15 protein-coding genes are annotated in these 11,498 nt (G+C 71.2%); 7 read left to right on the top strand and 8 right to left on the bottom strand.

Annotated features, from left to right (window positions below):
- Window positions 1-83: 83 nt before the first annotated feature.
- Together AB0H56_RS28310 and AB0H56_RS28305 are read right to left on the bottom strand one after the other, a co-directional pair.
- Complete coding sequence (locus AB0H56_RS28310; RefSeq protein ID WP_357168787.1) at window positions 84-884, bottom strand: LLM class flavin-dependent oxidoreductase; 801 nt, start codon at window positions 882-884, stop codon at window positions 84-86.
- Between the two features lie 8 nt (window positions 885-892).
- On the bottom strand, window positions 893-1,156 hold the full coding sequence (locus tag AB0H56_RS28305; RefSeq protein WP_357168786.1) for a hypothetical protein: 264 nt from the start codon (window positions 1,154-1,156) through the stop codon (window positions 893-895).
- A 133-nt stretch (window positions 1,157-1,289) separates the two neighbouring features.
- Between AB0H56_RS28305 and AB0H56_RS28300 the strand changes: the two genes are divergently transcribed.
- Window positions 1,290-2,126 carry an AraC family transcriptional regulator gene (locus tag AB0H56_RS28300; RefSeq protein ID WP_357168784.1) on the top strand — a complete coding sequence of 279 codons (837 nt, stop codon included), beginning with the start codon at window positions 1,290-1,292 and terminating at the stop codon, window positions 2,124-2,126.
- Between the two features lies 1 nt (window position 2,127).
- On the opposite strand, the gene AB0H56_RS28295 is transcribed toward AB0H56_RS28300, so the two are convergent.
- From AB0H56_RS28295 to AB0H56_RS28285, 3 genes are all read right to left on the bottom strand, one after another.
- Complete coding sequence (locus tag AB0H56_RS28295) at window positions 2,128-3,318, bottom strand: MFS transporter (protein ID WP_357168782.1); 1,191 nt, start codon at window positions 3,316-3,318, stop codon at window positions 2,128-2,130.
- A 77-nt stretch (window positions 3,319-3,395) separates the two neighbouring features.
- Window positions 3,396-3,860, bottom strand: coding sequence for a YfbM family protein (locus AB0H56_RS28290; RefSeq protein ID WP_357168780.1), 465 nt, complete (start codon window positions 3,858-3,860; stop codon window positions 3,396-3,398).
- Between the two features lie 27 nt (window positions 3,861-3,887).
- On the bottom strand, window positions 3,888-4,346 hold the full coding sequence (locus tag AB0H56_RS28285; protein WP_357168778.1) for a DUF1877 family protein: 459 nt from the start codon (window positions 4,344-4,346) through the stop codon (window positions 3,888-3,890).
- Window positions 4,347-4,469: 123 nt separating this feature from the next.
- On the opposite strand from AB0H56_RS28285, the gene AB0H56_RS28280 reads away from it, so the two are divergent.
- The gene (locus tag AB0H56_RS28280) at window positions 4,470-5,114 is read left to right on the top strand and encodes a vWA domain-containing protein (RefSeq protein ID WP_357168776.1); all 645 of its coding nucleotides are present in this window, start codon (window positions 4,470-4,472) and stop codon (window positions 5,112-5,114) included.
- Between the two features lie 15 nt (window positions 5,115-5,129).
- Here AB0H56_RS28280 and AB0H56_RS28275 read toward each other — a convergent pair whose 3' ends face one another.
- On the bottom strand, window positions 5,130-5,810 hold the full coding sequence (locus AB0H56_RS28275; protein ID WP_357168774.1) for a response regulator transcription factor: 681 nt from the start codon (window positions 5,808-5,810) through the stop codon (window positions 5,130-5,132).
- Window positions 5,807-7,246 (bottom strand): histidine kinase, encoded by a 1,440-nt coding sequence (locus AB0H56_RS28270; protein ID WP_357168772.1) that lies wholly within the window; start codon window positions 7,244-7,246, stop codon window positions 5,807-5,809. Before AB0H56_RS28270 ends, AB0H56_RS28275 begins: the two co-directional genes overlap by 4 nt.
- Before the next feature lie 225 nt (window positions 7,247-7,471).
- Here AB0H56_RS28270 and AB0H56_RS28265 point away from each other — a divergent pair, with 225 nt between their 5' ends.
- The gene (locus tag AB0H56_RS28265; RefSeq protein WP_357168770.1) at window positions 7,472-8,371 is read left to right on the top strand and encodes an ABC transporter ATP-binding protein; all 900 of its coding nucleotides are present in this window, start codon (window positions 7,472-7,474) and stop codon (window positions 8,369-8,371) included.
- A complete protein-coding gene (locus tag AB0H56_RS28260) occupies window positions 8,368-9,228 on the top strand; it encodes an ABC transporter permease (RefSeq protein WP_357168768.1) in 861 nt (286 codons plus the stop codon). The genes AB0H56_RS28265 and AB0H56_RS28260 overlap by 4 nt, the downstream gene beginning before the upstream one ends.
- Window positions 9,229-9,298: 70 nt before the next feature.
- On the opposite strand, the gene AB0H56_RS28255 is transcribed toward AB0H56_RS28260, so the two are convergent.
- Window positions 9,299-9,892, bottom strand: a complete 594-nt coding sequence (locus AB0H56_RS28255; protein ID WP_357168766.1) for a helix-turn-helix domain-containing protein — start codon at window positions 9,890-9,892, stop codon at window positions 9,299-9,301.
- Between the two features lie 109 nt (window positions 9,893-10,001).
- Between AB0H56_RS28255 and AB0H56_RS28250 the strand changes: the two genes are divergently transcribed.
- The 3 genes from AB0H56_RS28250 (at window position 10,002) to AB0H56_RS28240 (ending at window position 11,477) form a co-directional block, all read left to right on the top strand.
- Window positions 10,002-10,655: an NAD(P)H-dependent oxidoreductase gene (locus AB0H56_RS28250; RefSeq protein ID WP_357168764.1), complete on the top strand. Its 654-nt coding sequence runs from the start codon at window positions 10,002-10,004 to the stop codon at window positions 10,653-10,655.
- The gene (locus AB0H56_RS28245; RefSeq protein ID WP_110041373.1) at window positions 10,652-10,972 is read left to right on the top strand and encodes a multidrug efflux SMR transporter; all 321 of its coding nucleotides are present in this window, start codon (window positions 10,652-10,654) and stop codon (window positions 10,970-10,972) included. Before AB0H56_RS28250 ends, AB0H56_RS28245 begins: the two co-directional genes overlap by 4 nt.
- Before the next feature lie 124 nt (window positions 10,973-11,096).
- On the top strand, window positions 11,097-11,477 hold the full coding sequence (locus AB0H56_RS28240) for an SRPBCC domain-containing protein (RefSeq protein WP_357168845.1): 381 nt from the start codon (window positions 11,097-11,099) through the stop codon (window positions 11,475-11,477).
- Window positions 11,478-11,498 lie beyond the last annotated feature (21 nt).

Here is an 11,498-nt window from a genome sequence, read left to right as displayed (position 1 = left end):
CCCCTGGAATTCCAGGGGCGGGCCTTTTCGTCGTGCCGGGGGCTAGCCGCAGGAACCTTCTCCCGTTGATCTCGTCGAAACTGTCAGCGGGCGCCGACACGGGCGGCCGCCATGATCGGGGCGAACGCGTCGGCCAGTTCGCCGGGCACGATCAGTTCGTCGACTCCGTACCGGGTGCGGCGGGAGCGCAGGACGTCCACAGCTTCCTGGGGATCACTGGGGAGAAGTCCCACGGCACCCGCCGCGCGCAGGGCGTGCGCGGTGTGGCCGAGCCGGGCACTGAGCCACACCGGCAATCGCTCGCCGATCCCGACGGCCTGGAGGGTGAACCGCACCTCGCGGTCGGTGTGCGCGGTGACCGTGGCGACCATGCGGGCGAGGTCGTCCTCGGTGGCGTCGGGCGCCGCGGCCAGCAGGATCCGATCGGCGGTGCCGGCCGCCGTGGCCAGCATGCGCGGACCGCCGGCGGCGATCACGATCGGCGGCGCCGGGTCAACTTCGGCGCGCACGGCCGCGATCGTGCGGACCATGTGTTCGCGCCGCTCGCCCGCCGAACCCCAAGGCAGACCGAGCCTTTCGGCCTCGCGCTGGGCATCGGGGCGACCGCTGCCGATGCCGAGCTCGAACCGGCCGTCCGAAAGCAGTTGCAGCGCGGCCACTTCCCGCACGGTCGCGCCGGTCGTACGCAACGGGTCGGCCAAGACGTTGGGCCGCAGCCGCAGCGTGGTGGTCACCGCGGCCGCCGCCGCGAGGGCGGGCAGTGGCGAGGGGGTGAACAGGGTGTCCGGCAGCAGCACGGTGTCGTAGCCCTGCTGCTCGGCCTCGGCCACCGCGCGCGTCCACTGGGTTCCGGGGCTGGGCGTGAGAATGATGCCGAATCGCATGGCGGGCCCTAACTCTTCTTGCGCGGCTCGGTGAGCACCGCGAGTCGGCTCCGGTACTCGGTCTCGCTGATCTCACCGCGAGCGAATCCGGTGCGCAGTGCCTCGATGCCGCCGCCGCGGTGGGCGTATCGCCTGCGCGCGAAGAAGATCAGCGCGACCACGGTGAGCCAGAACAGCAGCGGGAAGATCCAGAAGAACGGCCAGGGGTGCCAGCCGCCGTCGTAGTGGTCGGCCAGCAGGGTCAGTGTCGTGGTGGTGTCGAAAGTGTTCATGTCCTCAGCCTGCTCGCGCCCGCGGCCGGTGACATCGGCCGCGCGGCGCGATCCGGGGTACGTCAGCGGGCGTAGCGCGCGTGCGCTCACCCGGCGAATCAGCTTGGTACCGTGAGGCGGTTGGAGGTGTGTGGTGACGCTGATCGAAACCGGTGCCGATGGCCTCGACGAGGTACTCGCCGCGCTGCAGTGGCGGTATACCGGACGCGACGAGTTCGTGCTGCCGGACGGCGGGGTGGCGCATCTGGTGGGCGAACCGGTCGCCCTGCTGGTGCTCGACGGGCTGATCCGCGTCGAGGGGCTGACCGCCACCCGCGATCTGGCGACCGGAGACTTCCTGTTCGTCCCCCGCGCCGAACGTTTCGCGATCACCGCGCCCGCGGCATCGACCGTGCTGTGCGTGCGGCTCGCCTCGCTCGGCGCGGACAGCGTGCTCGCGGCGCTGCCGTCGCGGATCTGGCTCACCGATCTGCCCGGCCAGGTACCGCTGGTGGCGACGATGTTCGGCCATCTGGTGCGGGAGTGCCCCGACCCGGCCGGCGTGCAGGGCGATCGGGTCGTCACCTTGATCGCGTCGATGGCGATCGAGAACTGGTACGCGCGCGGTTGCGCGCCGGAACAGTGGTTGCTGCGGGTGGACGAGCCAGGGGTGGCGCGGGCCGTCGCCGCCCTGCACGCCGATCCGGGAAAGGACTGGACGGTGGAGGCGCTGGCCAAGGTCGCCCTGGCCTCTCGCTCCGGGTTCGCCGCGCGCTTCCAGGCGGCGACCGGACTCACGCCGGGGCGGTACCTGACGCGCCTGCGTGTCGAGCGCGCCCAGCGGTTCCTGGCCCAGCCGGACGCGTCGGTCGGCGCGGTGGCGCGCCGCCTCGGCTATCGCTCGGAGGCCGCGTTCGGGCGCGCCTTCCGACGGCACACCGGCCGCACACCGTCGGAATGGCGGCGTGCGGCCGTGCGGTCCGCAGGGTAGGTCAGCGGGCGGCGCGGGGCAGCGAGCTCCGGATGAGGACGCCGCCGACCAGCGCGGCGATCGCCGCCAGCGTGTAGGTGGCGGTCAGCCCGACGGTGTCCACGCCGAGCCCGCCGACCGCGGAGCCGAGGATGATGGCCAGCTGGAACCCGCCCACCACCAGCCCGCTGCCCGCCTCCACCCGGTCGGGCTGTACCCGCGACAGCCACACCTGGATGACGTTCAGGATCCCGCCGAACGCGGCACCCCAGATCAGCACAGCGGCGTAGCCCAGAGCAGGCACGGCGGCGGAGGCGATGACGGCGAGCAGGGCGGCACCGATCGTCGTCGGCACGGCGAGCAGCAGGACGTTCAGATACCGATCGGTGAGCGCGCCGAGCACGAAGTTGCCGATCAGCCCGCCGACACCGAACAGGGCGAGCAGCACGGGAATCACCGTCGGACCAGCGCCGAGCAGTTCGGCGAGCGCGGGCCGGATGTAGGTGTAGCCCGCGAAGTGTCCGCCGATCACCGCGACCACGCTGACCAGCCCCAACGCGACACTCGGCACCCTCAGCACCGCGCCCATGGCGGCGAAGCCGACGCCCTTGCTCGGCGCGATCGGCGGCAGCATCAGCCGCGCGGCCACGGCGGCGGCCACGGTGACCACGGCCGCGACGACGAAGGTGGTCCGCCAGCCCGCGTACCCGCTGAGCAGCACCCCGATCGGCACCCCGGCGACGGTGGCGACGGTGGTGCCGCCGTTCACGATCATCATCGCCTTCCCGAGCCGTGCCGCGGGCACCAGCTGGGCGGCGATCACCATCGCCATCGACCAGTACCCGCCGACGGCCACCCCGAGCAGCAGCCGCGCGAGCAGCAGCGTCGCGATGTTCGGCGCCAGCGCCACCACGATGTTCGAGATCGCGGCGCCGACGGTGAGCACCACCAGCAGGGTCCGCCGATCCACCCGGGGGAACAGCGCGCCGAGGCCGAGGGCCGCGAGCAGCGCGGTCAGCGCCGTCACGCTCACCGACAGCCCGACGACGCCCTCGCGTACACCCAGGTCGTCGGCGAGCACGGTGAGCACACCGGGCGGCAGGAATTCCGCGGTCACCAGCGAGAAGCTGCCGAGGAACATGGTCAACAGCGCGGGCCACGCCCGGCGCTGGGTCTCCGGTGCCGCCGGGGCGGCCGTCGTCGTTGTCGTCATGCCTGATGCAACAAGGACGCGTCCCGCCGCTCCCGCCCCAAACGCCGACGCGGCCGCCTCAAACGCCAGAGTTGGTGTCAGCCGAAGTGCTGGAGGAATCCGGACCCGCGGTCGGCCGCGTACGCGAACACGTCGACCAGCCCGTAGTAGTGATGCCGGAGGTACCGCAAGCCGTCGTCACCGTCCCTGACCCAGATGTTGGGGTACAGACGCGCGGCGTCCATCGCCGCCGGGTCGTAGAAGAGTGCGAGTTCGTCGAAGGGGAACTTGTTCAGCCGCCGCGACGCGTCGGCGACGTCGTCGGGGCTCCACGCGAAGTAGTTGTCCCTGGCGAGCGGCCTGCCGGTATAGAACAGGTCGACGCCGACGCGAGCTTCCGTCAAGAGGTATTCCAATCCCGCCCAGGCCTTGTCCAGATACCCGCTCGGCTCGCCCTGCGGGCTTTCCAGCTCATCCAGAAACTCGTCGAGCACCTCTGTCACCGCGCTGATCCGCTCCAGATCCGCCGCGCTCACCCTGGTGAACGACATGATCAACCCCATACCATTTCTCCTTGTCGCCAGTAGTAACTATTCGAATCGGGCCAGCGCCGCCGAATCGGTGGTGGCGGCGTGGGTGAAGAAGATGCGCAGGACGTCGTAGGCGTCGCGCAGATAGCCCAGGCTCCACTCCTGGTCCCAGATGTCGGGGAGCGCGCCCTCCTCGTCCATCAACTCCGGCGAGAAGTGTTCGGCCAGCTGGTCGAAGGGCGTGGCGGCGAGAACCGCCGCGGCGATGGCGATCTCGTCGGGCGACCAGACCGTGAGGCAGTCCTCGCGGGTGCTCGTCTCGTCTTCGCGCAGCAGGTCGAAGTCGAGGGCCGCGGTCAGCAGGCAGCGCAGCCCGTCCCAGGCCTTGTCGAGGTCGCCGCTGGGCAGATCGTCACGCTCGTGCAGTGATTCGAGCAGCTCGTCGGCGGTGTCGGGGGCCTCGGCGAGCAGGGCCGCCTCGGCTCGGGTGATGCGGGAGAAGACATAGACCAGGCCCATGGGAACGACGGTCGCAACGGGTGCTTGGCGATACCTTTTCGCCCGCTTGCGGTGGCATTCGCGGGTCGGTGGTCCGGCGTACGGTGGGAATCGTTCACGGAAAACAAGCACGGGGGTGTGGGTATGACGGATTCCAATCGCTCGCTGATCGCGGTGCTGCTCGACCGGTCCGGGTCGATGCAGACGATCAAGGCCGATACCGAAGGCGGGCTGGCCGCCTACTTCGAGCAGCAGCGGGCTGTGCCGAAGACCATCGACGTGACGCTGGCGCAGTTCGACACCAGCTACGAGGTGGTCTACGCCAATCGTCCGCTGGCCGAGGTGCCGCCGCCGAATCTGGTGCCGCGCGGGGGAACGGCGCTCTACGACGCGATCGGCAAGCTGGTCACCGATGTCGGCGCCGAACTGGCCGCGCGGCCGGAGCACGAGCGGCCGGGCACGGTGATCGTCGTCGTCCTCACCGACGGCCACGAGAACTCCAGCCGGGAGTGGACCAACGAGGCCGTGCGCTCGCTGATCAAACAGCAGGAGGAGCGCTACGACTGGACCTTCCTGTTCCTCGGCGCGAACATGGACGCGGTCGCCATCGGCACCAATCTCGGCATCGCCCCCGGTCAGGCCATCACCTACGCCGCCTCGCCCGCCGGCGTGGCAGGCGCGTTCGGCGCGGCCGCCGCGTACTCGCGCCGGGCACAGGCCGCCGCGCCCGGAGCGCCGCGCGCCGAGTTCACCGAGGAGGAGCGGCGCGGGGCGAACCCCGGGGTCTGATTCCCGGTCGCGCCGCTACTGCCAGCCCGGCCGGACCAGGCCGGATTCGTAGGCGAGGACGACGAGCTGGGTGCGGTCGCGGGCACCCAGCTTGGTGAGAATGCGGCTGACGTGGGTGCGCGCCGTGGCCGGGCTGAGGTAGAGGCGCGCGCCGATCTCGGCATTGGTCAGGCCCTCGGCCACCAGCGCCATGACTTCGCGTTCGCGGTCGGTGAGCTCGGCCAGTGCGGCGGGCGGCGGCTGCTTCGCGTGGGTCGCGAACTCGGCGAGCAGCCGCCGGGTGACGCCGGGGGAGAGCAGCGCGTCGCCTGCCGCGACCACGTGCACCGCGCGCAGCAGATCCGCGGGTTCGGTGTGCTTGACCAGGAATCCGGCGGCGCCGGAACGGATCGCCTCGAAGACGTACTCGTCGAGCTCGAAGGTGGTCAGCACGACCACGCGCACCTCGGCGAGCTGCGGGTCGTCCGCGATCATCCTGGTGGCGGCGAGACCGTCGAGGATGGGCATGCGGATGTCCATCAACACCACATCGGGCACGAGCGCGCGCGTCATCCGCACGGCCTGCTCCCCGTTCTCGGCCTCGCCGACGACCTCGATGTCGTCCTGGGCGTCGAGCAGCGCTACGAATCCGCCGCGCACCAGCGCCTGGTCGTCGGCGACCAAGACCCGGACTGGCTGGGGCGGAGGCTGGTTCATGCGGTCGGCTCCCCGCTCGCGGAGGCGCCGGGGACCGAACGGGCCGTGTCCGACCGGCGCGCGGCCGTATCCCGGGTCGCGCCCGGCTGACTCGCGTTCTCCGCTCGGCCCGCGCTCGCTGCCGTGCCGGTACCCGGTTCGCCCGCGGCCTTCCCCGGACCGGGCGGCGTCGTCTGTTCGGTCACGTCCGGCGCCGACATCGCCCGCGTGGGTAATCTGGCCGCCACCCGGAATCCGCCGGACGGTTTGGGCCCCGCGGTGAGCGCGCCGCCGAGGGCGTGGGCGCGCTCGCGCATCCCGATGATGCCGTTTCCACCCGGCCCACCTCGGGGCGCGACACCGGTGGGGCGGGTGTTGTCGACGGTGATGTCGACCGAGGTGGGGGTGTAGCGCAGGGTGATCAGCGCGCTCGCGCCCGGCGCGTGCCGCACCACGTTCGTCAGCGATTCCTGGATGATCCTGGCTCCGGCCACATCGATCACGCTCGGCAGCTTCTTGGGGGTGCCGATGATCTTGGTGTCGACGCTGAGCCCGGCCGAGCGCGTGCGCGAGAGCAGCGCCTCGAGGTCTTCGAGGGTGGGGGCGGGCATGCGCGGCGCCGGGCGCGGCGGCTCGGGCGCTGCGGTGGGCGCCTGCGCCTCGGCCGCGGGGGCGATCTCGTCGACGACGGGCGCGACCGGTGCGCCGCTGCGGATCGCGTGCAGCAGCGTGTGCACCTCGGTGAGCGACTCCTTGGAGGTGGTCTTGATGGTGGCCAGCGCGGCGGCGGCCTGCTGCGGCTTGCGGTCGAACAGTTCCAGCGCCACCGAGGCCTGCACGTTGATCAGCGAAAGGCTGTGCGCCAGAACGTCATGCAGTTCCCTGGCGATCGCGAGACGTTCCTCGCTGGCCGCTCGCGCCTGCTGGGCCTGTTTGTCCCGTTCGGCGGCCTCGGCGCGCTGCCTGCGCGCGAGCACCACCGCCCGGCGGGACCGGATCCCCTCGGCGATGCCGATCAGCACGCCCAGCCAGGCGAGCAGGCCGAAGATCGGCCAGGCGCCGGTCTCGTGGCCGAGCAGCGCCGGCACCGGCCACACCATCGTGAGGAAGCCGATGGCCACGATCGGATACGTGCGCCAGCGCGACCCCTGCACCGCGGCGGTGAGGAACGCGATGACCAGCGAGAGGAAGATCGGTCCGTACCCGTAGTCGCGCAGCACGTAGACCACGGCGGCGAACAGGGCCACCAGCAGCACCGGTTCGGGCAGCAGTCGCCGGAACCCGAGGGCGATGGGACCGGCGAGCAGCAACAGATACGCGAACGCGTCGAGGGAACGCACACCCGTCTGATGCGCGTTGGCGCCGGAACTTCCGGCGAGCTGGATCACCGCAACCACCGCCGCGAGGCCCCAGTCGACGACGACCGAGCCACGCTCCCATTTCGCAGACGCTCCCACCCGATTCACCCTATTGCGTAGCGGCCGCGCTCGCGTCGGCCTGCGCGCGTAATTCCGGGGCAGCTCCGTACCGGGGCCGGTCGGCGTGGCGAACGGCCGGCATCGAGCCGGGGCCGGCCCGTGGTGTCGGTGGCATACGCCGACATCGCCTGCGCCGCGCGGCGTAGTGCCGAAGCCGCTCGGCGACGGATGTGGTGGACCGGGTCGGGCGCCGATTCTGAGTCCATGAACGATTCCCTCGTGGTCACCGACGGGCTGACCAAACGCTACGGCGAACACCTGGCCGTCGACGCGGTGAGCATGCGTGTCGCGGCCGGCGAGATCTACGGCTTCCTCGGACCCAACGGCGCGGGCAAGACCACCACCCTGCGCATGCTGGCCGGACTCATCCGGCCCACCTCGGGGACAGCGACCGTGCGCGGCCGCACGCCGGGCGATCCGGCCGTGCTGCGCCGGATCGGCGTCCTCATCGAGGGCCCCGGCTTCTATCCGTACCTGTCCGGCCGCGACAACCTGCGGGTGCTCGCCCGCTACCGCGGCCACGACGGCGCCGCGGTCGAGGCGGCGCTCGCGCGGGTCGGCCTCGCCGACCGGGCGGACGACCGCTTCCGCACCTACTCGCTCGGCATGAAACAGCGCCTCGGGGTCGGCGCCGCCCTGCTCGGACACCCCGACCTGCTGATCCTGGACGAGCCGACCAACGGCCTCGACCCCGCCGGACTGGCCGAGATGCGCACGCTCATCGTCGATCTCGCCGCCGACGGTCACACGGTGCTGCTGTCGAGTCATCAGCTGGCCGAGGTGCAGGAGATCTGCCATCGGGTCGGCGTGATCTCCGGCGGCAGGCTGCTCGCCGAGTCGACGGTCGCCGAATTGCGCGGCACCGCATCGCTGCTCGTGCGCGCCGAGCCGGTGAGTGTCGCCGCCGCGGCGATCGGCGCCGTGGTCGACGCGCCGGTGCGCCCGGCCGGTGCCGGCCTCCGGGTCGAGACGACGGCCGCGGCGGCTCCTGCCGTGGCCCGCGCGGTCCTCGCGGCGGGCGCGGACCTGCTGGAACTGCGCGTCGATGAGAAATCCCTGGAAGAAGTGTTCTTCGAGATGACTGCCGCGGAGGTGGCGAAATGACCGGTGTGCCGAACGAACTGTGGTCGACCATGCGCGCGGAGGCGGTGCGGCTGGGCCGATGGCCCGCGTTCTGGATCATCCTGGGCACCTGGGTGCTGCTGAACCTCACCTTCGCCTACCTGTTCAACTACCTGGCCTACACCTCGGGGGAGAGCGGCGGGATGTCGGACGGCCTGCCGCGCGATGTGCTGCTCGGCCGGCTGCTCCCCGCCGCGGTGCCCGAGGTGTTCACCCAGGGCATGGCCATGTTCGGTGGCGCTTTGATGCTCATCCTCGGCGCGCTGGCGGTGGGCAGCGGGTACGGGTGGGGCACCTGGAAGACGGTGTTCACCCAGGGACCGCGGCGCGCGAGTGTGGTCGGCGGGTTGCTGCTGAGCCTGCTCGTGGTGGTGTTCGCGCTGGTCGGCGTGGCCTTCGTGGTGGACGTGGGGGTGGCCTCGCTGATCGCCGTCACCGAGGGGCAGGCGATGACGTTGCCTTCGGTCGACCGGTCTCTGCTCGGAATCGCCACGGGCACAGCCATTCTGAGCATGTGGACGTTGGCGGGCGGCCTGATCGGCGCCATCGCCCGCGGCCCCGCGCTGGCGGTGGGCCTCGGGTTGGTCTGGGTGCTCGTGGTCGAGAATCTGCTGCGCGGGGTGGCGGGCATCTTCGGCCCGATCGAGGTGGTCACCGACCTGCTGCCCGGAACCGCGGCCGGTTCGCTGGCGGGTGCGATGCGTTCGGTCGACGGCCCGGCGACACCCGGGGTCCTCGACATCCTCACGCGGGGAGAGTCTTTCGTGGTTCTCGCGGTGTACCTCGTCGTCTTCGCCGGCGGCACCGTCTGGCTGGTGAGCCGCCGCGACCTGGCGTGAAACGCGCGAACTGCTGGGCCGCTGCTACCCGGTGCGAGCTGCGCGGGTCGTGGCGGCCCGGCCCGGCGGGTCAGCCCAGTAGCCGGTGGGCAAGGGTGTGCAGACCCTCGGTGATCTGTTCGGGGGTAAGCCCCCGCTCGCGCTGATGCAGATAGACCTCGGCGGCCAACGGCGCGAGCACCGCGTCGACCAGCGAATCAGGCTGTGCGACATCGCCGTCGACGAGCAGCGCGCGCACGTGCGCGGCCCAGAATCCGTACGCCCCGGTGGCGAAGCGCGCACCACCGGTTTCCGCGCCGAGTACCAGATGCGCGTGGGCTGTGAGCAATTCGATCATCGCCGCGTAGAAGGCGGCGAGCCGCTCACCGGGTGGCGCGCCGGGGCCGAGGGGCGGCGCGCCACGCATGAGCTGTTCCTGGAGGGCGCGCTCGTGCTCGTCGAGCAGGGCGACGGCGATCGCGGTGCGGTCGGGGTAGCGGCGGTAGAGGGTGCCGCGGCCGACGCCCGCCGCCTTGGCGATGTCGTCCATGGTGACCGTGCGCGGGTCGTTGGCGGCGAAGAGTTCGGCCGCCGCGCTGAGCACCTTGGCCCGGTTGCGGGCCGCGTCGGTGCGCTCGGCGGGCGGGGGCGCGGCGCCGGTGAGCAGGTCGGATCGGGGCTCCATGGCTTCGACTGTAGCCCAGCGGAGAATATGTGGACAAGGTGTCCACTTGTCGTCTATCGTCGTGGAATCAGCGAAGTGGACGTAACGTCCAGTTATGGGAAGGGTTCCGATGACTCACCTCCTGCACCTCGACGCCAGCGCGCGCACCACCTCGGTCAGCCGTCGGCTCGGCGCGGAATTCGTCCGCGCCTGGCGGGCCGCGGCGCCCGGGGGCGAATACACCTACCGCGATCTGTCCGCCGAGCCGACGCCCTTCATCGGCGCCGGGTGGACCGAGCTGTGCGACGCCGTGCTGGCCGCGGGCGCGACCGACCTCGACCGGCTGCCGGAGCTCGCGAGCACGCCCGCGGCGCGCGCGGCCTGGCGGATCGTCGAACCGCTGCTGGCCCAGCTGCTCGCCGCCGACGTGGTCCTCATCGGCACGCCGATGTACAACTACTCGATCCCGGCCGCGCTCAAGGCCTGGCTCGACCAGGTCACCTTTCCGCGAATGTCGTTGGGGCACCGCAGGTTCGTGGTGGTCAGCGCCCGTGGCGGTGCCTACTCGCCGGGCGCGCCCAAGGCCGCGTTCGACTACCAGGAGCGCTACCTGCGCGACTTCTTCGCCGGGCACTTCGCGGTGACCGACACGGTGTTCGTGCACGCCGAGCTCGCCAATGCCGTCCAGGACCCGAACCTGGCCCACCTGCGCGCCGAGCACGAGTCCTCGCTCGCCGCCGCCCTCACCGAAGTCACCACGCTGGCAAAGGATTACGTGCGATGAGTTGGATCGTGCTCGGACTCGCGGGTCTCGTCGAGATCATCTGGTCCCAGACCATCAAGCCCACCGAGAACTTCACCAAACTCGGCCCGACCCTGCTGTGCGTCGCCCTCGGCTCGTTCGCGGTGTACCTGCTGGCCAGGGCCATGCAGACGCTGCCGGTCGGCACTGCCTACGCCGTGTTCACCGGGATCGGGGCGCTCGGCGCGATCAGCCTCGGTGTCGTCGTGCACAAGGATCCGCTCAGCGCGGGCCGGATGCTGGCGCTGGCGCTGATCCTCGGCGGCATCGTGCTCGCCCGCGTCACCAATCCCGAGTGACGCTGGCGCGCACCCGATGCGGTGATCGGCCGGTCGCGGCCGGTAAGGTCGGCTGATGGACCAGTCAGCCGTTCGCCCCCCGGACCTGTCTGCGCGACCGCACGAGCTCACGGTCGAGCGCGTGATGAAGGCACCTCCCAGCCTCCTCTACGCGGCCTGGACCAAGGGCCTCGACCTGTGGCTGGCCGTTCCCGGATCGGTCCTCGGGCGACCCGGCGTGAACGAACCGCTCTACTTCGACACCGGCACCGCCGACAAGCGCAACCCGCACTACGGCCGTATCCTGCTGCTCGAGCCGGATCGCCGGATCGAGTTCACCTGGGTCACCGCCGCCACCGAGGGCGTGGAGACCGTCGTCGCCGCCGAATTCCGGAAACAGCCCCGCGGCATCCGCCTGCGGCTGCGGCACTCCGGTTTCCCCACCGAAGCCATACGCGACCTGCATCAACAGGTGTGGCCGGAGAAGCTGGAACGGCTCGACGAAATCACCAGCACCGCACCCTGAGCCACGCGCCGGCGAGTACCT

The organism is Nocardia sp. NPDC050717 (assembly GCF_040654275.1).
In the GTDB taxonomy this organism is placed as follows: Bacteria; Actinomycetota; Actinomycetes; order Mycobacteriales; family Mycobacteriaceae; genus Nocardia.
This window is presented reverse-complemented; position numbering and strand designations above follow the sequence as displayed.